The 25130-nt window shown below is 72.5% G+C and carries 22 protein-coding genes; 10 read left to right on the top strand and 12 right to left on the bottom strand.

Translation table 11 applies throughout. The features are described 5' to 3' along the window. From K7B10_RS18395 to hemL, 4 genes are all read right to left on the bottom strand, one after another. On the bottom strand, positions 1-597 hold the full coding sequence (locus tag K7B10_RS18395; protein WP_229337189.1) for a TlpA family protein disulfide reductase: 597 nt from the start codon (positions 595-597) through the stop codon (positions 1-3). 66 nt (positions 598-663) lie between these two features. Beyond that, complete coding sequence (locus tag K7B10_RS18400) at positions 664-1893, bottom strand: polysaccharide deacetylase family protein (protein ID WP_229337191.1); 1230 nt, start codon at positions 1891-1893, stop codon at positions 664-666. Positions 1894-1977: 84 nt separating this feature from the next. After that, entirely contained in the window at positions 1978-2652 is a 675-nt protein-coding gene (locus K7B10_RS18405; protein WP_229337194.1) for a histidine phosphatase family protein, read from the bottom strand. Further along, positions 2649-3983 (bottom strand): glutamate-1-semialdehyde 2,1-aminomutase, encoded by a 1335-nt coding sequence (hemL, locus tag K7B10_RS18410; RefSeq protein WP_229337196.1) that lies wholly within the window; start codon positions 3981-3983, stop codon positions 2649-2651. The genes K7B10_RS18405 and hemL overlap by 4 nt, the downstream gene beginning before the upstream one ends. 305 nt (positions 3984-4288) lie before the next feature. On the opposite strand from hemL, the gene K7B10_RS18415 reads away from it, so the two are divergent. Beyond that, the gene (locus K7B10_RS18415) at positions 4289-4726 is read left to right on the top strand and encodes a hypothetical protein (RefSeq protein ID WP_030161262.1); all 438 of its coding nucleotides are present in this window, start codon (positions 4289-4291) and stop codon (positions 4724-4726) included. Between the two features lie 16 nt (positions 4727-4742). On the opposite strand, the gene K7B10_RS18420 is transcribed toward K7B10_RS18415, so the two are convergent. Both K7B10_RS18420 and K7B10_RS18425 read right to left on the bottom strand, forming a co-directional pair. Next, the gene (locus K7B10_RS18420) at positions 4743-5756 is read right to left on the bottom strand and encodes a serine hydrolase domain-containing protein (RefSeq protein WP_229337198.1); all 1014 of its coding nucleotides are present in this window, start codon (positions 5754-5756) and stop codon (positions 4743-4745) included. 114 nt (positions 5757-5870) lie between these two features. Continuing rightward, complete coding sequence (locus tag K7B10_RS18425; protein ID WP_229337200.1) at positions 5871-7328, bottom strand: FAD-binding oxidoreductase; 1458 nt, start codon at positions 7326-7328, stop codon at positions 5871-5873. Between the two features lie 109 nt (positions 7329-7437). On the opposite strand from K7B10_RS18425, the gene K7B10_RS18430 reads away from it, so the two are divergent. After that, positions 7438-8598 (top strand): TDT family transporter, encoded by a 1161-nt coding sequence (locus K7B10_RS18430; RefSeq protein WP_229337202.1) that lies wholly within the window; start codon positions 7438-7440, stop codon positions 8596-8598. 240 nt (positions 8599-8838) lie between these two features. On the opposite strand, the gene K7B10_RS18435 is transcribed toward K7B10_RS18430, so the two are convergent. After that, positions 8839-9738, bottom strand: a complete 900-nt coding sequence (locus K7B10_RS18435; protein WP_229345190.1) for an NADP-dependent oxidoreductase — start codon at positions 9736-9738, stop codon at positions 8839-8841. A 155-nt stretch (positions 9739-9893) separates the two neighbouring features. On the opposite strand from K7B10_RS18435, the gene K7B10_RS18440 reads away from it, so the two are divergent. Together K7B10_RS18440 and K7B10_RS18445 are read left to right on the top strand one after the other, a co-directional pair. Then, positions 9894-10316, top strand: coding sequence for a winged helix-turn-helix transcriptional regulator (locus K7B10_RS18440; RefSeq protein WP_229337203.1), 423 nt, complete (start codon positions 9894-9896; stop codon positions 10314-10316). Between the two features lie 41 nt (positions 10317-10357). Then, positions 10358-11107: a Mut7-C RNAse domain-containing protein gene (locus K7B10_RS18445; RefSeq protein WP_229337205.1), complete on the top strand. Its 750-nt coding sequence runs from the start codon at positions 10358-10360 to the stop codon at positions 11105-11107. A gap of 39 nt (positions 11108-11146) precedes the next feature. On the opposite strand, the gene K7B10_RS18450 is transcribed toward K7B10_RS18445, so the two are convergent. After that, positions 11147-11647 (bottom strand): hypothetical protein, encoded by a 501-nt coding sequence (locus K7B10_RS18450; protein ID WP_229337207.1) that lies wholly within the window; start codon positions 11645-11647, stop codon positions 11147-11149. A 135-nt stretch (positions 11648-11782) separates the two neighbouring features. Here K7B10_RS18450 and K7B10_RS18455 point away from each other — a divergent pair, with 135 nt between their 5' ends. Both K7B10_RS18455 and K7B10_RS18460 read left to right on the top strand, forming a co-directional pair. Beyond that, the gene (locus K7B10_RS18455) at positions 11783-12118 is read left to right on the top strand and encodes a YnfA family protein (protein ID WP_229337209.1); all 336 of its coding nucleotides are present in this window, start codon (positions 11783-11785) and stop codon (positions 12116-12118) included. A 200-nt stretch (positions 12119-12318) separates the two neighbouring features. Next, the gene (locus K7B10_RS18460; RefSeq protein WP_229337211.1) at positions 12319-13092 is read left to right on the top strand and encodes an SDR family NAD(P)-dependent oxidoreductase; all 774 of its coding nucleotides are present in this window, start codon (positions 12319-12321) and stop codon (positions 13090-13092) included. A gap of 368 nt (positions 13093-13460) precedes the next feature. Here K7B10_RS18460 and K7B10_RS18465 read toward each other — a convergent pair whose 3' ends face one another. Beyond that, on the bottom strand, positions 13461-14654 hold the full coding sequence (locus K7B10_RS18465; protein WP_229337213.1) for an RtcB family protein: 1194 nt from the start codon (positions 14652-14654) through the stop codon (positions 13461-13463). 194 nt (positions 14655-14848) lie between these two features. On the opposite strand from K7B10_RS18465, the gene K7B10_RS18470 reads away from it, so the two are divergent. The 3 genes from K7B10_RS18470 (at position 14849) to K7B10_RS18480 (ending at position 18308) form a co-directional block, all read left to right on the top strand. Beyond that, the gene (locus K7B10_RS18470; RefSeq protein WP_229337215.1) at positions 14849-15706 is read left to right on the top strand and encodes a DUF3558 domain-containing protein; all 858 of its coding nucleotides are present in this window, start codon (positions 14849-14851) and stop codon (positions 15704-15706) included. Between the two features lie 165 nt (positions 15707-15871). After that, entirely contained in the window at positions 15872-16651 is a 780-nt protein-coding gene (locus K7B10_RS18475) for a DUF3558 family protein (RefSeq protein WP_229337217.1), read from the top strand. Positions 16652-16778: 127 nt separating this feature from the next. Then, a complete protein-coding gene (locus K7B10_RS18480) occupies positions 16779-18308 on the top strand; it encodes a DUF2637 domain-containing protein (protein WP_229337219.1) in 1530 nt (509 codons plus the stop codon). Positions 18309-18400: 92 nt separating this feature from the next. Here K7B10_RS18480 and lysS read toward each other — a convergent pair whose 3' ends face one another. Beyond that, entirely contained in the window at positions 18401-20140 is a 1740-nt protein-coding gene (lysS, locus tag K7B10_RS18485; protein ID WP_229337221.1) for a lysine--tRNA ligase, read from the bottom strand. Positions 20141-20321: 181 nt separating this feature from the next. Here lysS and argS point away from each other — a divergent pair, with 181 nt between their 5' ends. After that, complete coding sequence (gene argS / locus K7B10_RS18490; protein WP_229337223.1) at positions 20322-22094, top strand: arginine--tRNA ligase; 1773 nt, start codon at positions 20322-20324, stop codon at positions 22092-22094. Positions 22095-22128: 34 nt separating this feature from the next. Here the strand turns inward: argS and K7B10_RS18495 are convergent, their stop codons facing one another. Next, entirely contained in the window at positions 22129-24711 is a 2583-nt protein-coding gene (locus K7B10_RS18495; protein ID WP_229337225.1) for an ATP-binding protein, read from the bottom strand. Further along, on the bottom strand, positions 24708-25118 hold the full coding sequence (locus tag K7B10_RS18500) for a hypothetical protein (protein WP_229337227.1): 411 nt from the start codon (positions 25116-25118) through the stop codon (positions 24708-24710). The genes K7B10_RS18495 and K7B10_RS18500 overlap by 4 nt, the downstream gene beginning before the upstream one ends. Positions 25119-25130 lie beyond the last annotated feature (12 nt).

The raw sequence follows: 25130 nt of genomic DNA on the forward strand, positions 1-25130 counted from the left end.
TCACTGCTCCGCGAGCACGGGGTCGATCATGGAGCGCAGCTGCTGCTCGTTGATCGCGACGAGCGTGCGGGCGGCGATCCGGCCCTGCTTGTCGAGGACGATCGTGGAGGGGATGGCCTGCGGGTTGAGCGTGCCGGCGGGGAAACGGAGCAGCAGCTTCCCGTCCGGGTCGTAGAGGCTCGGGTAGGTGATCCCGAAGTTCTCCTCGAACGAGGTGGCGTTCTGCTTGCTCGTGTCGCGGGTGTTGATGCCGACGAACTGCACGTCCTTGCCGGCGTCGGCGAGCTCCTTCGACACCTTCGCGAAGTTCGGGGCCTCGGCGCGGCACGGCGGGCACCAGGAGCCCCACACGTTGAGGACGACGACCTTGCCCTTGAGGGCGGTGGTGTCGAGGGTCTTGCCGTCGACGGTCTCGCCGTCCAGCTTGGGGGCGTCGGTGCGCGCGTCCTTGGCGACGGTGGAGATGCCGCCGGCGCCGGTCACGTAGTTGCCGCCGGAGGAACCGTTCGGCTTGCCGCCGCCGTCGCCGCACGCCGACAGGGTCAGAGCGCTCGCGAGGGTCACCGCGGTGAGCAGGAGAGCACGGCCAATTCTCATGTGAAAAGTTTCGCATGAGCGATTTGCGGATCTTTCCCGCCCCCCGAGGGTGTACGGAGCCGCTGGTCAGACGGCGGAGAGGTACGCGTTCCAGCCGCCGGCCGGCGGCTGGCCCGGGGCCAGTTCCTGGAGCTTGGCCAGCAGCTTGGGGTCCTGTACGTCGATCCAGTCGGTGAACTGCCGGAAGGAGACGAGCCTTACGTCCTTTTTGTCCGACATGCCCTTGAGGGCTTCCTCGACGGCATCCATGTAGATGCCTCCGTTCCACTCCTCGAAGTGGTTGCCGATGAACATCGGCGCGCGGTTCGTCTCGTACGCCCGCCGGAAGCCGCCGAGGTAGGAGCCGGTGGCCTGGGTGCGCCAGGCCGGGTAGTTGGAGGGCATGCCCCGGGTGGTGTTCTTCGACTGGTTGGCGAGGATGTTGTAGTCCATCGACAGCACCTCGAAGGAGTGCCCGGGGAACGGCATGGACTGCAGCGGCAGGTCCCAGACGCCCGACTTCTTCGTCGGCCACACCTGGACGCCGCCGGGCGAGGAGGCGTCGTAGCGCCAGCCCAGCTTCCGCGCGACGGGCAGCAGGTTGTCCTGGCCCAGCAGGCACGGCGTGCGGCCGCCGACCAGCTCCTTGCGGTAGTCGAACGGCAGCGGTTCGAGGTCGGTGAAGCCGGTGTTGGTCCGCCAGCCGGTGACGAAGGACACGGCCTGGTCGATCTCGCTCTGCCAGTCGTCCGCGGTCCAGTGGGCCACCGAGCCGGAGCCGCCGCAGAAGTGGCCGTTGAAGTGGGTGCCCACCTCGTGGCCGTCGAGCCATGCCTGGCGGACGCAGCCCAGGGTGTTGCGGACGTTCTCGTCCTTGAGGTAGCCGATGTCGGAGGCCCCGACCGGGTTGTTCGGCGGCTTGTAGAGGTCCTTCTTCGACTCGGGCAGGAGGTAGAGGCCGGAGAGGAAGAAGGTCATGGCCGCGCCGTGGTCCTTGGCGAGCTTGAGGAAGCGCGGGAACAGGCCGTTGCCGATCTCCCCCGCACCGTCCCAGCTGAACACCACGAACTGCGGTGGCGTCTCACCCGGCTGGAGCGGCACGGGACCGGCCGGCTGGTGGGGCTGCGGGCCGGTGTCGGCGGTGGAGCCGTCGCCGATCGGCCGGACGGCGGCCCCGGACGGGGAGGCGCCGGGGCCGCCGGGGGCGGGGCGGCCCGGGCCGCCGTCGGCTCCGCAGCCGACGACCCCGGCCGCGACCGCCGCCGCGCCGAGCCCGAGCACTCCCCTTCGGGTGAAATCGCGCGTTGCCCTGCTCATACCGTTCATGAATAGTCACATAAACGGACTTTTCAGCGAAGTCGAGTCTCGGCGCGGCGATTCCCCTGCGACTTGTACGACTTTTTAGGCGCCGAACGCCTTGGACTTGCCCTTCACCGGCTTCGCACCCGCGAGCAGATGCACCGGCACCAGGTCCCGGGCCGGCTCGCTGTAGCCCACCGACACCAGCCGGTCGCCCTCGTACGTGAACGACGTGAGCGAGGCCAGCGTGCACTGCCGGCGCCGCGGGTCGTGCCACAGCCGGCGCTTCTCCGCGAAGCTGCGCACGATCCAGATCGGCAGCTGGTGGCTGACCGCCACCGCCTCGTGGCCGCGGGCCGCGTCGCGCGCCGCCTCGATGGCGCTCGTCATCCGCACGACCTGCTCCACGTACGGCTCGCCCCAGGACGGCTTGAACGGGTTCGTCAGGTGCTTCCAGTTGGCGGGCTTGCGCAGCGCGCCGTCCCCGACGCCGAAGGTCTTGCCCTCGAAGACGTTCTCCGCCTCCAGCAGCCGCGCGTCGCTCGCCACCACCAGGCCGTGGCTCTTGGCGACCGGCGCCGCCGTCTCCTGCGCCCGCTCCAGCGGGGAGGAGACCACGTACGTGATGTCACGGTTCTGCAGATGGTCCGCGACGCGCTCGGCCATCTCGCGGCCCAGCTCGGAGAGGTGGTAGCCGGCACGGCGCCCGTACAGGACCCCGTCCGGGTTGTGCACCTCGCCGTGGCGCATCAGGTGGACGACGGTGATCTCGCTCATGCGGTGGCCTCCGGGGTGGCCTGCGCGGCAGCGCGGGCGGCTGCGGGCAGGGCTGCCGCGATCCGCTCGACCGCCCGCTCGTCGTGGGCGGTGGAGACGAACCACGACTCGAAGGCCGAAGGCGGCAGGTAGACGCCCTGCGACAGCATCGAGTGGAAGAAGCCGTTGAAGCGGAAGGACTCCTGCTTCTTGGCGTCGTCGTAGTTCTTGACCTCGTCCTCGGTGAAGAAGACGGAGAACATGTTGGACGCGGTCTGCAGCCGGTGCGCCACGCCCTCCTTGGCGAGCGCGTCCGTGACCAGGCCCTGGATCTGCGCGGAGACGGCGTCGACCTTCTCGTACGCGGCCGCGTCCAGCAGCCGCAGCTGCGCGAGGCCGGCCGCGGTGGCGATCGGGTTCCCGGACAGCGTGCCCGCCTGGTAGACCGGGCCGACCGGCGCCAGGTGGCCCATCACGTCGGCGCGGCCGCCGAAGGCCGCGGCCGGGAAGCCGCCGCCCATGACCTTGCCGAAGGTCATCAGGTCGGGCTTGACCCCGTCGACGCCGTACCAGCCGGCGCGCGAGGTGCGGAAACCCGTCATGACCTCGTCGGAGATGTACAGCGCGCCGTTCTCGCGGCACAGGTCCGCCAGACCCTGGTTGAAGCCGGCCGCCGGGGTCACGACGCCCATGTTGCCGGGCGCGGCCTCGGTGATCACGCAGGCGATCTCGCCGGGGTGCGCGGCGAACGCCGCCCGCACCGCTTCGAGGTCGTTGTACGGCAGCACGATCGTGTCGCCGGCCTGCGCGCCCGTCACCCCGGGGGTGTCCGGCAGCGCGAAAGTTGCCAAACCGGAACCGGCCGCGGCGAGCAGCGCGTCCACGTGGCCGTGATAGCAGCCCGCGAACTTGACGACCTTGGCCCGGCCCGTGAAGCCGCGCGCGAGGCGGATCGCCGACATGGTCGCCTCGGTGCCCGAGGACACCAGGCGGACCTGCTCCACGGGCTCGATGCGCTCGACGATCTCCTCGGCGAGGGCGACCTCGCCCTCGCCGGGCGTGCCGAAGGAGGTGCCGCGGGCGACGGCGGCCTGGATGGCCTCCACCACGGCCGGGTGGGCGTGGCCGAGAATCATCGGTCCCCACGAGCAGACGAGGTCGACGTACTCGCGGCCGTCGGCATCGGTCAGGTACGGACCGGTACCGGACACCATGAACCTGGGCGTTCCACCCACGGCGCGGAAGGCACGCACCGGAGAGTTCACGCCGCCAGGCGTCACGAGGGACGCGCGGTCAAAGAGAGTCTGCGAGACTTTGGCTTCATACGGGTACGGGTAGCTCACACCAGCCATGGTCTCATCAGGCCGCGACTGACTTGCGGACGGGCGTTTCACCGCGCCGCCCCGGGGGAGGTCACTGCCATGATGATCAGGCTGCGTGGCGGGGGCCACGGGGCCGGGGCAGGCAAGACCAGTCGGGTGGAGATATGCAACGCGGTGGTGGACCGGGCGAGGGTACGGACGGCCTCGACCCGCAGCGCGCCCGCGAGGCCCGCGAAGCCCGCCGACGGGGCAAGCACCGGCGCCGGGCCGCGGACGCGGCCGATCCGGTGCCCGGACCGCTGGAGTCCCCCGACGGCCTGCCCAAGGGCCGCGGCATGGGCGTGACCTACAAGTACTTCGGCGCGCCCGACGGCGCGACGGCCGCCCGCGTCCCGGTCACCATGCGGCCGGAGGAGCTCGGCGGCGACGAACTCGGCATGGGCGGCCTGTTCACCAAGATCAAGCCGGAGACGGTGGCCGCGATGGTCCTGACCGGCATCGAGGGCATACCCCTGCACAAGGTGCCCCCGCTGGAGCTCGTCGTCCTCCACCCCGACTACGCGGTGGTCAAACTCCCGATGACGGTCGTCGACCCGCTGCGCGGCATCGGCGAGGAGTCGGTCGGCGCGGCCGCCTTCATCTGGTCCACGGTCCCCGACCGCGGCGGCCCGCGCGACGCGTTCAACGTCTACCAGCTGCTCCACGAGTGGCAGGACTTCAGCCACCGCCTACACGAGGCGGGTCACCAGCCGTACTGCCTGGTCTGGCCCTGACCCCCGTTCCGCCCGGTCAACCGGCCGCGAGGATCTTGTGGGCGCGCTCGCGCAGCGGAGTGATCCGGATGCGCGCCGCGGCGCCGTTGTGGACGGCGTTGGTGAGGATGACCACGTACCGGCCCGTGGCGGGGGCGAGGTGGAGACTCGTACCCGTGAACCCGTGGTGGTAGGCCACCGTCCCGCCCGCGTCCAGGATCCAGCCCAGGCCCCGTTGCAGACCCGGCTCGATCTCCGCCTGCGGGACCAGACTCATCCTGAACCACTGCCCGAGCGGGGTCTGTCGCCCGGCGAGCAGGTGCTCGGCGTACGTCGCCAGGTCGGCCGCCGGCGCGAAGACCCCGGCGTGCCCGGCGACGCCGCCCATGATCGCCGCGTTCTCGTCGTGGACGGCCCCCCACAACCGGTCGTGGCCTTCGTGGCGCTCGGTCGGCGCGACGCGCGGCTCCTGCCTGACCGGGCCGTACGCGGTGTCGGTCATGCCCAGCTCGGCCCACAGCCCGGTGGCGAGTTCGTCCAGCGGCCGGCCGTGCACATGGGCGAGGGCCAGACCGAGCAGGATGTAGCCGCGGTTGATGTAGCGGTGGACGCCGGGGAGGTTCTCCATCAGCTCGTGGCAGATCAGCTCGTGCAGCGGGCGCTCGGTCAGGTCGTAGAGGTCGAAGCGGGTGGCGGCCCGCAGGCCGGAGGTGTGCGAGAGCAGCTGCCGTACGGTGGCCTCCCCGCTCGGCATCGCACCGTCCATCGGCGGCAGGAACTCCCGCACGGGCGTGTCGAGGTCGAGCAGGCCCTCGTCGACGGCGCGGCCGACGAGCGGCCAGGTCGCGGTGACCTTCGTCAGGGACGCGATGTCGTAGACGGTGTGCTCGTCGGGGGTGCCGGGGCCGGTGAACGGGGACACGACCCCGGCCGACAGGACGGCCCGCTCGCCGGCCGCCGTACCGCAGACGACCACGCCCCCCGGGGTGGCGCCGTCGGCGACGATCTCGCGCAGCACCTCGTCCAGTGCGGCCTGCTCCATCGGGTTCATCTACGCCTCCGGCTCGCTGGATGGTGATCCCGCCGCCCAGCCTGGCCATGCCTTCGCGCGAGCGCCCGTAGCCGCGCCGGAGACGATCGCGGCAAGACGCCCCCGAGACACGGCCTACGCGCCCGCCGGCGGGATGTTCTGGTTGAGGCGGAACACGTTCCCCGGATCCCACTCGGCCTTCAGGGCGCGCAGCCGCTCCAGCTTCCGCTCCCGCGAGCCGTAGGCCAGGCGGATGCGCTGCTCGCCCTCGTCCATCAGGAAGTTCACGTACACGCCCGCCTGGTACGGCTGCATCGCGGACCAGAACTCCCGGACCCACCCGCGCTCCTCGTCGAAGCCCTCGGGCGCCTCCCGGATCCCGTTGATGTTCAGCATGTGACCCAGGGAGCGGCCCGAGGCCGCCGTGTCGTCCTCGCCGACCCGGGCGACCGCGCCACCCAGCTGGAACAGCGGGAACCCGCTCTGCGGCGAGGCGATCCGCCCCGCGTACCGCGCCATCACGTCCAGCGCGCCGTCGTCGAGCCGGTCGAGGCCGCAGCCCCGGAAGTAGTACCGCCAGCCGTGCGGGAACGAGGGGTCGAACATCGCCTGGTGCGCCAGGTACGGCTTCGGCCGGCACAGGTCGAGCAGCGGCCGCCCGAACTCCCGCATCGGCCGCATCACTTCCTCGCCCGCCTCCGGTTCCCCCACCCAGCAGGCGATCACCATCACCACCGGCCGGCCGTGCAGCTCCGGCGGGAGCGCCGGCGACGGCGGGGCCTTGCGGTGGATCACGATCGTCGTCAGCTCGTCCGGCGCCCCCGCGATCCAGTCCCGGTAGAACCGCATGACCTGCGGCGAATCCTCCACCGGCCACAGCACCGGCCCGGCGAGCACGGTCGGACCGACGGGATTGAGCCGGAACGTGAACTCCGTGACGATGCCGAAGTTCCCGCCCGCCCCGCGCATGCCCCAGAACAGCTCCGGCTCGTGCGCCGCACCGGCCGTGACCCGTTCCCCGCCCGCGGTGACCAGGTCCACCGACAGCAGCTGGTCCACGCTCAGCCCGTACTTCCGGCTCAGCCAGCCGATCCCGCCGCCGAGGGTGAGCCCCGCGACGCCGGTGTGCGTGACGATCCCCGACGGCACGGCCAGCCCGAACGGCTGCGTCGCCGCGTCCAGCTCGCCGAGCAGCGCCCCCGCCCCGACGCGGGCCGTACGGGCCTCGGGGTCCACCCGGATCTCCTTCATCGCCGACAGGTCGATCACCACGCCGCCGTCGCAGACCGAATGCCCCGGGAAACTGTGCCCGCCGCCGCGCACCGCGACCGGCGCACCCGTCTCCACCGCCCACTTCAGCGCCGCCACCACATCGGCGGAACCGGTACAGGGCGCGATCAGGGCCGGATGCCGGTCGATGGCGCCGTTCCAGATCCGCCGGCGCTCCTCGTACGGGGCGTCCCCGGCGCGCACCAGGCTGCCGCGGAAGGAACGCGCCAGCTCGTGGTACGCGGGATCGTCCAGCCGGACCCGCACGGGCTGCGGCACCGGCACCGGCACCGGCACCGGCACCGGCACAGTCGAGGCACCCATGGAACGAGTGTTCCACCGCGCGGATGCAGGGGCCAGCCGGCACTGTTCGCGCTGGTCAGCACGGATCCACCCGGTTGCGGGGGTGATCGGCCCGGGTCACGGTGAGCACATGGCCGCGCCCCCGCCCCCGCCCTCCGCCGGCCTGATCCGGCACCTCGGCCCCAACTGGTACGCCAGCGTGATGGGGACCGCCATCGTCGCCAACGCGGGCGTCGCCCTGCCCGTGCACGTCCGCGGAGCCCACACCTTCAGCCTGGTCTTCTGGGCCCTGTCCGCCGTCATGCTGGCCGTGCTGCTCATCGCCCGCGCCGTCCACTGGGCCCGCCACCCCGACCAGGCCCGGGACCATCTGCTCGACCCGGCCGTCGCCCCCTTCTACGGCTGCCTGTCCATGGCCCTGCTGGCCGTCGGCGGCGGCACGATGCTGGTCGGCAAGGACCTCATCGGCCTGCACGCCGCCGTGGTCGTCGACTCCGTCCTCTTCGTCACAGGAACGGCCGTCGGACTGCTCGCCGCCGTCGCCATCCCGTATCTGATGGTCGAGAGCCACCGGATCAGGCCCGGCAGCGCCTCACCCGTCTGGCTGCTCCCGCTCGTCGCCCCCATGGTCTCCGCCGCGCTCGGCCCGCTGCTGATCCCGCACCTGCCGCCCGGCCAGTGGCAGCGCGCCCTGCTGCTCGGCTGCTACACGATGTTCGGGCTGAGCATGCTGGCCACGCTGGTGCTGCTGCCCATCGTCTTCGGGCGGATGGTGACCGGCCCGCGGCTGCCGCTCGTGCTGACCCCGACGCTCTTCCTGGTGCTCGGCCCGCTGGGGCAGTCGGTCACCGCCGCCAACAAGTTCGCCGACGCCGCCCCGGGGGTGGTGCAGCCCCCGTACGCCGAGGGCTTCCGGATGCTGGCCGTGATCTACGGGGTGCCGGTGATGGGGTTCGCGCTGCTCTGGTTCGCCTTTGCCTGCGCGATGCTCGTACGGGCGCGGCGGCTCGGGATGCGGTTCTCGCTGACCTGGTGGGCGCTGACCTTCCCGGTGGGCACCTGCGTGACGGGGGCGGAGGGGCTGGCCCAGCACACGGGCCTGGTGCTGTACCGCTGGCTCGCGGTGTTCCTGTACGCCTTCCTGCTGGCGGCCTGGGCCACCGCGGCCTCCCTGACCGTACGCGGCCTGCTGACGGGCGCGTTCGTCCCGGCGGCGCCCGCCCCACCCGGCTCGCCCACCGATGCCGCCGATGCCGGCGAAGCCGCCGAGGCCGCTGCCGGACGGCCGTAAGCCGGACGCCCGTACAGCGCGGTCATGGGTGCACAGACGCGATCCCGCTGCCGGCGCGTAACCCCGGGGCGGAGGGCGGAACCGGAAGCAAGAGTTGGTCGCCTGCTTCTTCCTCCAGGGCTTCGCCCGGCAGATGCCCGGCGCCCCCACCGGATACGCCCTGTTCCACTGAGGGCGCCCCGGGCCCGGGTGGCCCGCCGGTCCCCCGGCCGGGGCGGGCCACCCGGTCGTGCGCCCCGGTCAGGCGGTGGTCAGCACCAGGCGGCCGCGGGTGCCCGGCTCCGCCAGGCGGGCGTGGGCCTTCACCGCGTCCGCCAGCGGGATCGTCTGCGAGACCCGCAGGGTCAGGGCACCCGCGTCCACCAGGGCCACCAGCTCCGCGAGGTGCGCGCCGTCCGCCGCGACCTCCTGCTCCACCACCCGGATCCCCCGCTCCGCAGTCGGGCCGGCGTGCGGGCGCAGGCCCACGTACACCCCGCCGTCACGGACGAAGCCCAGCGCCGGGTCCCCCAGTACGGCCGCGTCCACGACCCCGTCCACCGGCCCGGCCGGAACGGAGCCGCGCGGGACGAACTCCTTCGCGCCCAGGGACCGTACGAACTCCTCGTCCGACTCCCCCGCCAGGCCCGTCACCACCAGCCCCGCCCGTACGGCGAGCTGCACCGCGAGCGCGCCGACCACGCCCGCGGCTCCGGTGACGAGCACCGAGGACCCCGGCGCCAGCCCCAGCAGCCCCACCGCCCGGGCGGCGGTCAGCCCGCTCAGCGGCAGCCCGGCCGCGGCCGCGGCGTCCACGGTGACCGGCGCGGCCGCCACCGCCGAGGCGTCGAGCACCTCGTACTCCGCGTGCGTGCCCAGCGGCTTGACCGGCCCGTAGTGCAGTCCGACCACCCGCTGCCCCACCGACCAGCCGGTGACGTCGGCGCCGACCGCGTCGATCTCGCCCGCCACGTCCCAGCCGAGCCCGAGCCGCGTCCCGGCGCCGCCGAAGACGCCGACGCGGACGGCGCCGTCCACCGGATTCACCCCGGCCGCCTCGACGCGGACGCGGACCTGTCCGGGCGCCGGGAGCGGGACCGGTACCCGCACGATCTCCACCTGCTCCGGCCCGCCGAAGGCGCTGACGACGGCCGCCCGCATGGTCCGTACGCTCTGCTCGTTCCCGCTCATGGTCTCTCCCCGATTCGGTCGGTCTCGTTCACGCGTTCCTGCTGAGCACTAACCTAGGGAGAGGTACTCTCCTTTCGTAAGTACGTACTCGGAGGTGCGTACCCGACCCGGAAGTGGGGCACCCGATGGCCACCCGTACCGCCGCGGCCCGCCGCGAAGAGGCCCGCTACGCCTACGACGCCTTCCTCAAGGAGTGCCCCACCAGCCAACTCCTGGCCCGCATCAGCGACAAGTGGGTCGGCCTCATCGTCGCCGCGCTCGCCCAGGCCGAGGACGACTCCATGCGCTACAGCGACCTCGGCCGCAAGATCCCCGGCGTCAGCCAGAAGATGCTCACCCAGACCCTGCGCTCCCTCGAACGCGACGGCCTCGTCACCCGCACGGTCACCCCCACGGTCCCCGTCCGCGTCGACTACCGCCTCACCGGACTCGGCAGCAGCCTCGCCTGCCTCCTCACGTCCGTGAAGCAGTGGGCCGAGAACCACTTCGACGAGGTCAACGCCCACCGCGAACACCACGACAGGGCCGCGGCCGCCTCCCAGGCGTAATTCTCCCGCGGGGCCCCGCCCTGCAGTGGCATGCTGGCCCCGTGAACGGACCAGCCATCGCCCTCACCCTCGCCCCCGAACTGCACGTGTTCGCCGCACCCGCCCGGCGCGGCACGCGCGTACCGACCACGACCGACGGCGCCTCCAGCCTCGGCCACGTCGTCGAGTCGGCCGGCGTCCCGCTCACCGAGGTCGGCCGGCTCCTCGTCGACGGGCAGGAGGTGCCCGTCTCGTACGTACCCCGCGCCGGGGAATCCGTCGAGGTCTTCGGCGTCGAGCGCCCCCAGCACCTCCCGGGCGGCCCCGACGCCCCGCCGCTGCGCTTCCTGCTCGACGTCCACCTCGGCACGCTCGCCCGCCGCATGCGCCTGCTCGGCGTGGACACCGCGTACGAGAACGAGGACATCGGCGACCCCGCCCTGGCCACCCGCTCCGCCGCCGAACACCGCGTCCTGCTCTCCCGGGACCGCGGACTGCTGCGCCGCCGCGAGCTGTTCGCCGGCGCGTACGTCTACAGCGACAACCCCGACGAACAACTGCGCGACGTCCTCGGCCGCTTCGCCCCCGCCCTCGCCCCGTGGACCCGGTGCACCGCGTGCAACGGGCCGCTGCGCGAGGCCGACAAGGACAGCGTCGGCGACCGCCTCGAGAGCGGGACGCAGCGCTCGTACGACGTCTTCGCGCAGTGCGCGGCGTGCGAGCGCGTCTACTGGCGCGGCGCCCACCACGCCCGGCTGGAGCGGATCGTCAGCGAGGCCGTCGAGGAATTCGGCGGCGTGGTCACCCCGTAGGGGTGTCCGCCCAGGGAATGTGCGCGAGGGGCGGCCGGGTCAGAAGGCGTAGGAGTCGCCCGTGTCCAGCGCCAGCACCGCGTGCTGGTTGTTGGACAGGTCCCGGTCGGACGCACCCCCGTTCCACCAGGTGTCGATCCGGACCACCACCTCCGGCACCGGCTCCTTCAAGTCCAGCAGCAGCCCGATGTGCCGGCCGCGGCCGTGCAGCGGCAGCGCGCCCGTCTCGCACACCACCTCGCGCAGCCCGGCCCGCGCACAGCCCTGCGCCAGCTCCTGCCGGTCCGCGAGGTCCGCCGACAGGCGCACCCGCAGCGTCGCGTTGGGCAGCGCGGCCGGCCCCTCGTTCTGCGGCACCACCCACACCCGCAGCCGCCCCTGCGACAGCGACACCCGCCCGTGGTACGCCACGTCGGCCTCGGGACCGCCGCGGGCAGCCGCCCCCGCCTCCGTCCCGGACACCCCGGACACCCCGAGCACCAGCAAGCCCGCCACCACCACACTCCGTACGGCACCACGGCGCACCGCCACCACCTCCACGCGCGGAGGCTAGCCCGCACCGCCCCCGTCCGGTCGGACCATCACACGAACGGGGGCGAGCCCCTCGCCCAACCGGCGGGCATCGACAGGCGGCGGCCATCCGGTCCCGGAGGCCCCCTGCGTACGCTTCGCGCCATGCTGATCGCCCGCTCCGCCGCCCTGTTCGCCCTCGCCGCCGTCCTGGAGATCGGCGGCGCCTGGCTCGTCTGGCAGGGCGTGCGCGAGCACAAGGGCTGGGCCTGGATCGGCGCCGGGGTGATCGCCCTCGGCCTCTACGGCTTCGTCGCCACCCTCCAGCCCCAGGGCGACTTCGCCCGCGTCCTCGCCGCGTACGGCGGGGTCTTCGTCGCGGGCTCCCTCGTGTGGGGCATGGTCGCCGACGGCTACCGCCCCGACCGCTGGGACGTCGCGGGCGCCCTCGTCTGCCTCGCCGGCATGGCGGTGATCATGTACGCCCCGCGCGGCCGCTAGGTCGCGTCTCGTGGATCAGGGCGGATCAGGGCGGATCAGCTCGCGGTGTCCGGCACCGTGCATCGCAAGGCGGACGAAGGAGTCCGTGCGGAGCATCGGCGACTGAGGACAACGCGGCGAGGCGCGGTGCGCCCCGCCTATGCTGGCGAGTAATCGCCCGCACGCATGACCGAACGACCGAACGACCGAGGAGCCCGCAGATGAGCACGGCCAGCGCCACCGCCAACCGGACCGCCGTAGTCACCGGCGCGAGCAGCGGCATCGGCGCGGCCACCGCCCGGCAGCTCGCCGACGCCGGCTACCACGTCGTCCTCACCGCCCGCCGCAAGGACCGCATCGAGGCCCTCGCCGCCGAGCTGACGGCGGCCGGCCACTCCGCCGCCGCCCACGCCCTCGACGTCACCGACCGCGCGGCCGTCGACGCCTTCGCCGCCTCCCTCGACCGCTGCGACGTGCTCGTCAACAACGCGGGCGGCGCCATCGGCGCCGAGCCCGTCGCCACCGGCGACCCCGCCGACTGGCGCACGATGTACGAGGTCAACGTCATCGGCACCCTCCACGTCACCCAGGCCCTCCTGCCCGCCCTCATCGCCTCCGGCGACGGCACGGTCGTCGTCCTGTCCTCCACCGCGGGCCATGCCACGTACGAGGGCGGCGCCGGCTACGTCGCCGCGAAGAACGGCGCCCGCGTCCTGGCCGAGACCCTGCGCCTGGAGATCGTCGGCCTGCCGGTCCGCGTCATCGAGATCGCCCCGGGCATGGTGAAGACCGAGGAATTCGCCAAGACCCGCTTCCGCGGCGACGCCGAGAAGGCCGAGAAGGTGTACGCGGGCGTCGCGGCCCCCCTGACCGCCGACGACGTGGCCGACACCATCACCTGGGCCGTGACCCGCCCCAGCCACGTCAACATCGACCTCCTGGTGGTCCGCCCCCGCGCCCAGGCCTCGAACACGAAGGTCCACCGCGACCTGTAGGCCCCTGCCGAGCCCCTACGGCACCAGCCCCGCGGCCTTGAGCTGCGGGGGCGGCGGCGCGCATCGGCCCAGGTGGTGAAGTCGTACGCGCCGCAGGCCCCGTTGCCCTCGTCGGACAGGTGGAGGACGCCGGGGTCGCTCAGGTGCACGATCACGTGCCCGGCACAGTGGTCCTGACTGCGCAGCACGTGGATCGCGCCGTCGGCGAAGGTCCGGCCGGTGAAGCGGGCCGAGCCGATCCGGATCCGCTCCAGCGGCCGCTCCTCGTAGGCAAGCCTCCCGGCGGGGAGATCGCGAGGACCACGTGGAAGGGCCCGGACCGGAACCGGTCCGGGCCCTTCCACTCCCCCGACAACCGCACCGAGGGCTCAGCCCTTGATGCAGATGACCTGCTTGAGCTTGGCCACCACCTGGACGAGGTCCGTCTGCTGGTCGATGACCTGCTCGATCGACTTGTACGCGCCCGGGATCTCGTCGACCACGCCCGAGTCCTTGCGGCACTCGACGCCCTTGGTCTGATCCGCCAGGTCGCGCGCCGAGAACCGCTTCTTCGCGGCCGTCCGGCTCATCTTCCGGCCCGCTCCGTGCGAGGCCGAGTGGAACGACTTCTCGTTGCCGAGGCCCTTCACGATGTACGAGCCCGTCCCCATGGAGCCGGGAATGATCCCGTAGTCGCCGCTGCCGGCGCGGATCGCGCCCTTGCGGGTGACCAGCAGGTCCATGCCGTCGTACCGCTCCTGCGCCACGTAGTTGTGGTGGCAGCTGATTTCCCGGTCGAAGGAGACCTTCGCCTTGCGGAACTCGCGGCGGAGGACCTCCTTGAACAGGCTCATCATCACGGCCCGGTTGTACTTGGCGTACTCCTGGGCCCAGAAGAGGTCGTTGCGGTAGGCCTCCATCTCCGGGGTGGCGGCGAGGAACACCGCCAGGTCCCGGTCGACCAGGCCCTGGTTGTGGTCAAGGCTTCGGGCCACGTTGATGTGGTGGTCCGCCAGCTCGTTACCGATGTTGCGGGAGCCGGAGTGCAGCATCAGCCAGACCGAACCCGACACATCAAGACAAACTTCGATGAAGTGGTTGCCGGTTCCGAGCGTTCCGATCTGCTTCGCGGCTCGTTCGCGACGGAATTTGACCTCGTCCGCCAGGTGGTCGAACCGCTCCCACAGTCCCGCGTACCCCTCCACCGGGAAGCCGTACAAGCGGTCCGGGTCCACCGGGTCGCGGTGCATGCCCGCGCCGACCGGGATGGCGCGCTCGATCTTCGAGCGGAGGGGGGACAGGTCGCCCGGGAGGTCGTTCGCCGTCAAGGACGTCTTGACCGCCGACATGCCGCAGCCGATGTCCACCCCTACCGCCGCCGGGCACACCGCGTCCTTCATCGCGATCACCGAGCCGACCGTGGCGCCCTTGCCGTAGTGGACGTCCGGCATGACCGCCAGGCCCTTGATCCACGGAAGGCCGGCGACGTTGTGCAGCTGCCGCATCGCGCTCGCCTCGACCGACGCCGGGTCGGCCCACATCCGGATCGGGACCTTCTCTCCCGGCACCTCTACATACGGCATAAAGCTTCAATCCCCCGAGAAACACAGAAAATTCGTCATACGCAAAAGCCTCGCTTTTAGCCCCAAACCAGACAGGGGACCGGCGCCGGCACCAGCGCGTGCGATAGACATTGTGTTCATCCGCGTCCAAAGCGCGGCAACGCAATATTCCTGACCGGCGGGCGGCCCCGGCCGGTCGAAGGGAGCCAGTGGACGTGCAGCGCAAGGCGGTACGGCAACGACGACGAGTCCTGCCGGGCATCGCGATGCTCGCCGCGCTCATGGCCGGCGCGGCCGGCCTGACCGGGTGCACCAGCGACGTCGGCGTCGGGTCCGACACCGACTCCAAGGCGGGCGACAGCAGCCCCGCGCCCGCGCCGGCCGGCAAGTACCGCAGCCTGCCCGCGCCCTGCAAGGCCGCCGACGGCAAGCGCCTCAAGGCGATGCTCCCGGCCGGGGACAGTCTCACCGAGCAGCAGCGCGCCCAGCTGTACGCGGGCGTCGCGGACACCTCCTACGACGGCGACCGGCACGTCGGCTGCCGCTGGACGGCGCAGTCGCCCGAGGAGACCCGGCTGCTGTCGGTCGGCTTCGAGCGCGTGGTCTCGTACGACCGGACGCTCATGAGCGACGACGACAAGGCACGGCAGGTGTACGTGCGCCGGCTGACGGAGGCGCACCTGCCGTTCCCCGGACCCACCGCGAGCCCCACTGCGAGTACGGCCGCCGGTGCGGCCACGAGCCCCGGCGCTCCCCCGCCGGCCGGCGGGCAGCCGCCGTCCCCGGGGGCCGGCAGCCCTTCCGCTTCCGCTTCCGCGCCGCCGCCCGAGCTCGGCTCCCGGGTGCTCGAAGGGCTCGGGACCGAGGCGTACATCGAGGACAAGCTGAGCGCGGCGGGCGCGAGCGCGGCGCAGTCGCGGACCGTGCGGATTGTGTTCCGCACCTCGAACGTCATCGTCACGGTCGAGTACAGCGTGCAGCCCGCACTGCCCGGTACGGTGCCTTCGAGCCCTGAAACCCAGGACAAGGCACGGCAGTTGGCGCAGGCGCTCGTCGAGCGTTTCAACGAGTGAGCGGGTGCGTGCGGGGCTCTGCGTGACGGCGGGCACAGCAGGCGCGCGCCGGGTCGGGCTACCTTTGTTCGGGTCCCGCGCCCGCCCGCCGAGTCCGAACCGAGTCCGAACCGAGCCCGCACCGCGTCCACAGAACGCGCCCACCACGTACTGACTGAAGGAACCATGCACCGATCTGCCTCGCGCCTCACTCGCGTTCTCGCCTGCGCAGCCGTCCCGGTGATCCTCACCGTCGCCGGCTGTTCGTCCGACTCGGGCAAGGACTCCGCTTCGGGCGGTGACAAGAAGCCCGGCGCGTCCTCGTCCGCCAAGCCGAGCGGCAAGGCTTCGGCCGCGCTGGAGAAGGCGGCGTTCGCGACGCTGCCCGACCCGTGCAAGTCGCTCCAGACGAAGACGATCGACACCCTCGTCCCGGAGGCGAAGGACAAGAACGGCACCGCGACCAAGTCGAACGACCTGGCTTCCCGCGCCAGCTGCTCCTGGAACGGCCTGGACGAGGACGGCCTGAAGGGCTCGCAGTACCGCTGGCTGTCGATCTCCCTGGTCCGCTACGAGTCGCACTCCTCGCTCGGCGGCGCGAACAAGCGCGCCGAGGACCAGTTCAACAAGCAGGTCGAGACGGCCAAGGCGACCGAGGGCGCGCAGAACGTCAAGGTCGAGCAGGCGGGCGGGGTCGGCGACCAGGCTTCGTCGATCGTGTACGGCGTGAAGAAGGACGTGGACTTCTTCAACACGACGATCGTGGCGCGCACGCAGAACGTCGTGATCACGCTCGACTACAACGGTGCGGCGTACGAGGGTGCCGGCGCTCCGGATCAGGCCAAGCTGCTCGAGAACGCGATCGCCGCGGCGAAGGAGGCGGTGGCTTCGGTCGCCACCGCCAACCAGCAGCAGCAGCCGGCCCAGCAGCAGCCTGAGCAGCAGGCTTCTCCCTCCGCGCAGTAGGCGCGGCGGGTCCGGGCGGCACGGCGGACGGCGTGGCGGGCGCCCAACGGGAGGCTGACATTCAGTCACCCGTGCGGGCACCCGTACGCTGTGCCTGCCGTAGCTCGACAAGGGGAGGGGATCGCGGGTGGCCGCGATGCAGCTGACTCGTACGCACCGGATACTCATCGGCGTCGTGGTCGCAGGAGCCGTGGTCATCGCGGGGATCGGTTTCGCCGGTTCGTACGCCGCGGTCCGCGCGCTCGCCCTGCAGAAGGGGTTCGGGAACTTCTCGCTGGTGTTCCCGATCGGCATAGACATGGGCATCTGCGTGCTGCTCGCGCTGGACCTGCTGCTGACGTGGATCCGGATCCCGTTCCCGCTGCTGCGCCAGACGGCGTGGCTGCTGACCGCGGCGACGATCGCGTTCAACGGCGCGGCGGCCTGGCCGGACCCGCTGGGCGTGGGCATGCACGCCGTGATCCCGATCCTGTTCGTGGTCACGGTGGAGGCGGCCCGGCACGCGGTGGGCCGGATCGCGGACATCACCGCGGACCGGCACATGGAGGGTGTCCGCATCACGCGGTGGCTGCTGTCGCCGCTGCCGACGTTCAAGCTGTGGCGCCGGATGAAGCTGTGGGAGCTGCGGTCGTACGAACAGGCCGTCGGCATGGAGCAGGACCGGCTGATCTACCAGGCACGGCTCCAGGCCCGGTACGGCCGCGCGTGGCGCCGCAAGGCCCCGGTGGAGGCGCTGATGCCGCTCCGTCTGGCCCGCATCGGCGTCCCCCTCTCGCAGACGGCCCCCGAGGGCCTGGCGGCGGCGGGCATAGACCCGCTGCTGCTGCCGCCCGCGGCGGCGGCCATCGCGACGGCCGCCCCGACGCCGGCATCACCGGCTCCGGCCCTGGAGACGGGCCGGGCGGCGCAGGCCGCCGGCCGGCCGGGCGGGGCGGCGGGCCAGGCGGGCCCGGGCGGCGTGGCCGCGGGTGTTCCGGGCCAGGCGGGCCCGGGCGGTGCGGTCATGGGGGTCCCGGCGCAGCCGGGGCCGGCCGGAGCGGCCGGCGGCCAAGCCGGCCCGGGCGGCCTGGCCGCCATGGCCGCGGGCGTTCCCGGGCAGCCGGGGCCGGGTGCGCCGCAGGCGGCGGCAGCGGCCCAGGTTCCGGGGGCGGGCAGGACAGCGGCCCCGCAGGGCCAGACCCCGCCCGCGTTCGCGGTGGACCCCACGGCGATGCCCGCCGCCCACGACAGCGCCTGGTTCGCGGCCCCGCTGGCTCCGCAGGCCGCGTACGAGGGCGGGTACAACCCGCAGTACGTCGAGGGCCTGGAGCCGACTCCGGTCATGCCCCCGGCAGGCCCGGACGAGGTCGTCGCGCAGCAGGAGCAGCTCCCCGTACCGGCCGTCGCCGTTGACGTCGATGGCGAAGACACCGACACCGACGCCGATGTCGATGTCGACGCCGACTTCGACCAGGTGAAGTTCAACGAGGCCGCGTACGAGGTGTTCCGCGCCTACCTCGACGAGCACTCCGACTACCCGACCCCGGAGCAGGTGGACATACACCTCTCGGACCGCCACGGTCTCGACCACCCGCGCAGCTCCTCGATGATCCGCAAGCTCATGCCGGGCCTGAAGCTGCGCTACCAGCGCGAGCTGGAGAACGAGCACATCGCCTGAGCCCCTTGCCGCGAGCGGCGGGCGACGGGTGACGACCGGCAAGCGGAAGGGCCCGCATCCCCCTCGGGGATGCGGGCCCTTCGACGTCTGCGTCAGGCGGCGAGCAGCTTGCGGACCCGGTCCGCGCCCACGGCGAGGAGCAGGGTGGGCAGGCGCGGGCCGGTCTCCCGGGTCACGAGCAGGCGGTACAGCAGGGCGAAGAAGGTGCGCTGCGCGACCTTCAGCTCCGGCGTGGGCTTCGCGTCCGGCTCCAGCCCTGCCATCACCTTCGGCACGCCGTAGACGAGGGTGGTGAGCCCGTCCAGCGACCAGTGGGAGTCGAGGCCCTCCAGGAGCAGCCGCAGCGACTCGCGGCCCTCGTCGTCCAGGGACGACAGCAGCTCGGTGTCGGCGGACTCCCGCACCAGCGTCCGCTGGTCGGCCGGGACCTGGGTGGTGATCCAGTTCTCGGCACGGTCCAGGCGCGGCCGTACCTCGTCGAGGGAGGTGAGCGGCTGCGACGGGTCCAGGTCGGCCAGGATGCGCAGGGTCTGCTCGTCGTGCCCGGCGGTGATGTCCACGACCGACGCCAGCGTCCGGTACGGCAGCGGCCGCGGGGTGCGCGGCAGCTCGTGCGAGGCGACGCGTACGGCGCGGGTGTGCGCGGCGGCGTCGGCCGGCAGCACCGAACCGTCGGCGACCTTGGACTCCAGCTTGTCCCACTCGTCGTAGAGCCGCTGGATCTCCTGGTCGAAGGCGATCTTGAAGGACTGGTTCGGCTTGCGGCGCGCGTACAGCCAGCGCAGCAGCTGCGGCTCCATGATCTTCAGCGCGTCGGCCGGGGTCGGGACCCCGCCCTTCGACGAGGACATCTTGGCCATGCCGCTGATGCCGACGAACGCGTACATCGGTCCGATCGGCTGCTCGGCACCGAAGAGGTGCACGATCTGCCCGCCGACCTGGAAGGACGAGCCGGGCGAGGAGTGGTCGACGCCCGAGGGCTCGAAGATCACGCCCTCGAAGGCCCAGCGCATCGGCCAGTCGACCTTCCAGACCAGCTTGCCGCGGTTGAACTCCGACAGCTTGACGGTCTCGGTGAAGTCGTCCTCGGTGCAGACGTAGGTGAGCTCGGTCGTCTCGTCGTCGTACGAGGTGACCTTGGTGAAGTCCTTGTTGCACTGGCCGCAGTACGGCTTGTACGGGAAGTACTCCGAGCCCTCGGCGCTGCCGTCGTCCTCGTTCGCCGCGCCGGAGCCCTCGGCGGCCTCCAGCTCGGCCTCGTCGACCTGCTTCTGCTGGGGCTTCTTGCCGCCCGGCTTCTGCTTGGTGCGGTACTGGTCGAGGACGGCGTCGATGTCGCCGCGGTGCTTCATCGCGTGCAGGATCTGCTCGCGGTAGGTGCCCGCCAGGTACTGCTCGGTCTGGCTGATCGGGTCGTACTCGACACCCAGCTCGGCGAGTGCCTCGACCATGGCGGCCTTGAAGTGCTCGGCCCAGTTCGGGTGGGCGGAGCCTTCGGGGGCGGGCACCGCGGTCAGCGGGCGGCCGATGTGCTGGGCGTGGGACTCCTCGGTGACGCCGGGGATGCCCTTGGGCACCTTCCGGTACCGGTCGTAGTCGTCCCAGGAGATCACGTGCCGGACCTCGAAGCCGCGGCGGCGGATCTCGTCGGCGACCAGGTGCGGGGTCATGACCTCGCGCAGGTTGCCCAGGTGGATCGGGCCGGAGGGGGAGAGTCCGGACGCGACGACTACGGCTTTGCCCGGGGCTCGGCGCTCCGCCTCGGCGATGACCTCGTCCGCGAAACGGGAGACCCAGTCGGTCTCGGTGCTGCTCTGGGCGCTCTGAGCCACGACACGTCCTTCTATCTCGAATGCTGGCTTCTCGCCATTCTCCCAGACGGAGCGGGCCACTCCGGGGTTGCCCGCGGGCCCCCTTTATCTCGGGAAACGGGACGGCCCCACGTGGGATACTCGGGGCTTGTCGGAACAACCAAGTGCAGCTTCAGGCACGACCTCACAGGAACGGCAGCTCATGGCCTCGGTCCCTTCCCTCGCTTCTTCGGTCAATCAGCGCGTCTCCGACGCCCTCGCCTCGGCTCTGCCGGAGGCCGGTGGCGCCGACCCGCTGCTGCGACGAAGCGACCGGGCCGACTTCCAGGCCAACGGCATCCTGGCTCTCGCGAAGAAGGCCAAGGCCAACCCGCGCGAGCTGGCGACGACCGTGGTCGGCTCCATCCCGACCGGTGACCTGATCAAGGACATCGAGGTCTCGGGCCCCGGCTTCCTCAACATCACCGTCTCCGACCGGGCGATCATCGAGACCCTCGCCGCCCGCGCCGGCGACGACCGCCTCGGTGTCCCGTACGCCGCGGACGCGGGCACGACGGTCATCGACTACGCGCAGCCGAACGTCGCGAAGGAGATGCACGTCGGGCACCTGCGGTCCGCGGTCATCGGCGCGGCGATGGTGGAGATCCTGGAGTTCACGGGCGAGAAGGTGGTCCGGCGCCACCACATCGGCGACTGGGGCACCCAGTTCGGCATGCTCATCCAGTACCTGCTGGAGCACCCGCACGAGCTGGACCACAAGTCGGACGCGGAGGTCTCCGGCGAGGAGGCCATGTCCAACCTCAACCGCCTCTACAAGGCCTCGCGCGCGCTCTTCGACTCCGACGAGGAGTTCAAGACGCGGGCGCGGGCGCGCGTCGTCGACCTGCAGGCCGGCGACGAGCAGACCCTCGCCCTGTGGCAGCGGTTCGTCGACGAGTCGAAGATCTACTTCTACTCGGTCTTCGACAAGCTGGACATGGACATCCAGGACGCGGACGTCGTCGGCGAGTCCGGCTACAACCACATGCTCGTCGAGACGTGCAAGCTGCTGGAGGATTCGGGCGTCGCCGTCCGCTCCAACGGCGCGCTGTGCGTGTTCTTCGACGAGTACAAGGGCCCCGACGGCAACCCGACCCCGCTGATCGTCCAGAAGTCGGACGGCGGCTTCGGCTACGCCGCGACCGATCTGTCGGCGATCCGCGACCGCGTGGGGAACCTGAAGGCGGACACCCTGATCTACGTGGTCGACGCCCGCCAGTCGCTCCACTTCAAGATGGTCTTCGAGACGGCGCGCCGCGCGGGCTGGCTGAACGACGGGGTCAAGGCCGTGCAGCTGGCCTTCGGCACGGTCCTCGGCAAGGACGGCAAGCCGTTCAAGACCCGTGAGGGCGAGACGGTCCGGCTGGTGGACCTCCTCGACGAGGCGGTGGAGCGGGCGACCTCCGTGGTCCGGGAGAAGGACAAGGACCGCGGGTTCCTCAGCGAGCAGGAGATCGTCGAGAACGGCCTCCAGGTCGGCATCGGCGCGGTCAAGTACGCGGACCTCTCCACCTCCGCCGCGCGCGACTACAAGTTCGACCTGGACCAGATGGTCTCGCTGACCGGTGACACGTCCGTGTACCTCCAGTACGCGTACGCCCGGATCCGGTCCATCCTGCGCAACGCGGGCGACCGTTCCCCGGTCGCCCACCCGGAGCTGGAGCTGGCCCCGGCCGAGCGCGCGCTGGGCCTGCACCTGGACCAGTTCGGCGAGGTGGTCACCGAGGCGGCCGCGGAGCACGCCCCGCACAAGGTGGCCGCGTACCTGTACCAGCTGTCCTCGCTGTTCACGACGTTCTACACCGAGTGCCCGGTCGTGAAGCCGGAGCCGGAGCTCGTCGTCGGCGAGAACCGCCTGTTCCTGTGCGACCTGACCGCCCGGACGCTCTCGAAGGGCATGTCCCTCCTGGGCATCCGCACCCCCGAGCGCCTCTGACCCCGTTCGCGGGGCGCCCGCCTCGACCGCGTGATCAGTTCCTGAACCGGCCCCACCAGCGGCGCGGGGGCTCCTCGGGTGTCGGCGCCGTCTCGGGGGCCGCGCGCAGGTGCGCGGCCATCCGGCGGGTCGCCGCCTCCTGCTCGGCGTCGCCCACGGCGCCGTGCAGGGCGGCCGCCCGCTCGAGTCCGTCGGCGGCTTCGGCCGGGCGGTCCAGCAGGCACAGCGTCAGCGCCATGTCCGCCAGCACCACGGCCTCACCGCGGCGGTCCCCCGTGGCGGCGAGGAGGGCGCAGCCCTGCCGCTGCGACTCCAGGGCCTCCTGCGGCCGCCCCGCCAGCCGGAGCAGCCGGCCCAGGTTGGCCCGTACCGCGCCCTCGCCGTGCCGGTCGCCCACCTCGGCGAACAGCGCGAGGGCCTCCTCGTACCGGGCCTGCGCCTCACGGAACCGTTCGGTGTTCCCGCCCGCGTCCCCGGCGGTGTCCCCGGCCGCCGTGTCTCCGGCCGCCGTGTCTCCGGCCGCCGTGTCTCCGGCCGCCGTGTCTCCGGCCGCGTCGTCCGTCAGCGAGCCTGCGATCGCGTTGAGCAGCCAGGCCACCGCGGCCCGGTGGCCCAGGCTCCGCAGGGTGGCCAGGGCCTGCTCCCGCGCGGCCGAGGACTCCTCCCGGCGCCCGGCCCGCCAGAGCATGTCCCCGAGGACTCCCTGTGCGGTCGCGGCCCTGTGGTCGTCCCCGGTCTCCTTCAGGAGGCGGTGAGCCTCCGCGCTCGCATCGACGGCCTCGTCCACCCGTCCCGACTGCTCCAGGACGTGCGCGAGGTTCACCAGCACCGTCCCCTCCGCGTGCCGGACCCCCTCCGCACGGAAGATCTCCAGGGCCCGTTCGTGGGCCTCGCGCGCCTCCTCCCACCGGTGTTCCCGCGTGTGGATGGAGCCCAGCAAGTTGAGAGACCTGGCCTCCCCGGACCGCTCGGGAACCTCGCGGAACAGGACGAGGGACTCGTCCAGCAGCGCGGTCGCCTCCGCCATCCGGCGGGCGTCCAGGAGAGCGATGGCGAGGTTGTAGAGCGCGGCGGCCGTGTCGGTGCGGTCGCCGGACTCCCGGCAGACCGCCACCATCCGGCGTGCGACCACGAGGGCGTCCGACGCATGACCGTAGAGATCGAGGTACGGGCCCAGCAGGCCGGCCAGTTCGAAAGTGATGTCCGGCCTGCCGGCTTCGGCCGCGAAGCCCACCGCGTCGACCAGCATCGTGCGTTCCCCGTCCAGCCATCGCAGCGCCAGGGCCATCGAGGGCAGCCCCGGGCCGCTCGCGGGCCGTCCGTCCACCCCCAGCGTCCGGCAGGCCACCTCGGCGTCGAAGACCAGGCTCGCCAGGAAGGTGTCGGTCACGTCCTGGCGCCGGTCCTGCTCGGCGTGCTCCTCGCCGCGCTCCCGCGCGTACAGCCGGACCAGGTCGTGCATCCGCCAGCGCCCCGAGCCCACCGGCTGTTCGGTCAGCATGCTGGCCCGTACGAGCGCGGCCAGCGAGGCCCGTACGGCGGCGAGCGCCTCCGGCGGGTCGGCGGGGTGCGGCAGGCAACCGCGGGTCAGCAGGTGGGCGTACGCGGTCGCGCAGTCCGGCCCGGGGACCAGGGTCAGCAGGCGCAGCAGCCTGGCCTGGTCGGCGGGGAGCCGCGCGTACGAGAGGTCGAAGGCGGCCCGTACGCCCACGGGGACTTCCCCGTCCCCGTCCTCGTCGATGTGCAGGGTCGCCAGGCGGGTGCGCGCCCCGGACAGCTGCCGCGCCAACTCGCCCGCGGGCAGGCCCGGATCGCCCGCGAGGAGCGCCCCCGCCACCGTGAGGGCCAGCGGCAGACGGCCGCAGTGCTCCGCGATCTCCGCGAGCGCCCCGGGGTCCCCGAGCGGGCGCGGGTCCTGCGGCCAGGTCCGCAGCAGCGCCGCGGTGAGCAGCTCGGCGGCCGCGTCGGCCGTCAGCTCGTCGAGCACGACGATCCGCCCCGGGAATCCGGGTGCCACGAGCCGGTGCCGCGAGGTGACGAGCAGCCGGTGCGCGTCCTGGGCCGGTACGAGGTCCCGCACCTGGGCCACCGACCCGGCGTCGTCCGCGACGATCAGCACCCGCTCCCCGGCCCGGGCCCGCGCGGCCAGCTCGGCCCGGTACAGGTGCAGCCGGGCGTCCGGGGAGCCCGGTACGTCGGCGTCCCGGATGCCGAGGTGGCGGAGCATCTCGTGGACGGCCCCGGGGCCGTCCACCGCGCCGTTCGGGGCGTAGCCGCGCAGCGCGAGGAAGAACACCCGGTCCCCGAACCCGCCGAGCTCCAGGGCCCGGTGGGCCGTGGCCACCGCGAGCGCGCTCTTGCCGACCCCGGCCAGCCCGGCGACGACGGCGACGCGGGAGCCACCGCCGTCACCCTCGCCCAGTACCCCGAGCAGCTCCTCGACGGGGCCGTCCCGCCCGACCAGCACAGCGGGCGCCTCGGGCAGGCCGGCCGGCGCCTGGGGCGCGGGGCCGGCGCCGGGCCCGTAGCCGACGTTGGTGACGTGGTCCCCCGCCACCTGCATGATCGTCGCGTTCCCCTCGGCGCGCGCCCACTGCTCCGCCCGCCCGCCGCTCACGCGGGTGTGCCCGGCTCTTCGCCGGTCCGGTCGGCGGTCCGGTCGGCGCCGGTCTGCCGGATGCGGCTGTCGTCCCGGGCCGTGGCCTCCTGGTCGACCGGCCCGGCGGGGCTCGCCCCGGCCGACTGGCTGATCCGCGAGGTGCCCGAGGCCTCGGCCTTCTGCCGTACGGGGCGTTCCGGGGTCGGGGGCGGGGCGGGGGCGGTGGACGCCGTACCGGCCCACCAGGCTCCGGCCAGCCCGGCGGCCGCGGTCATGGCCCCGGCGAACCCGGCGGCCACGGCGACGGCGTCGGAGTCCTTTCCGGGCAGCCACCCGAACGGATCCGCCTGGGCCGCCTTGAAGCAGACGAAGAACACCGCCGCCGACCCCAGGACAACGACAACCCACCGCAACGGACGCGACATCGGCCCCCCTAG

It is taken from the genome of Streptomyces flavotricini, assembly GCF_020639365.1.
Lineage (GTDB): Bacteria > Actinomycetota > Actinomycetes > Streptomycetales > Streptomycetaceae > Streptomyces > Streptomyces flavotricini.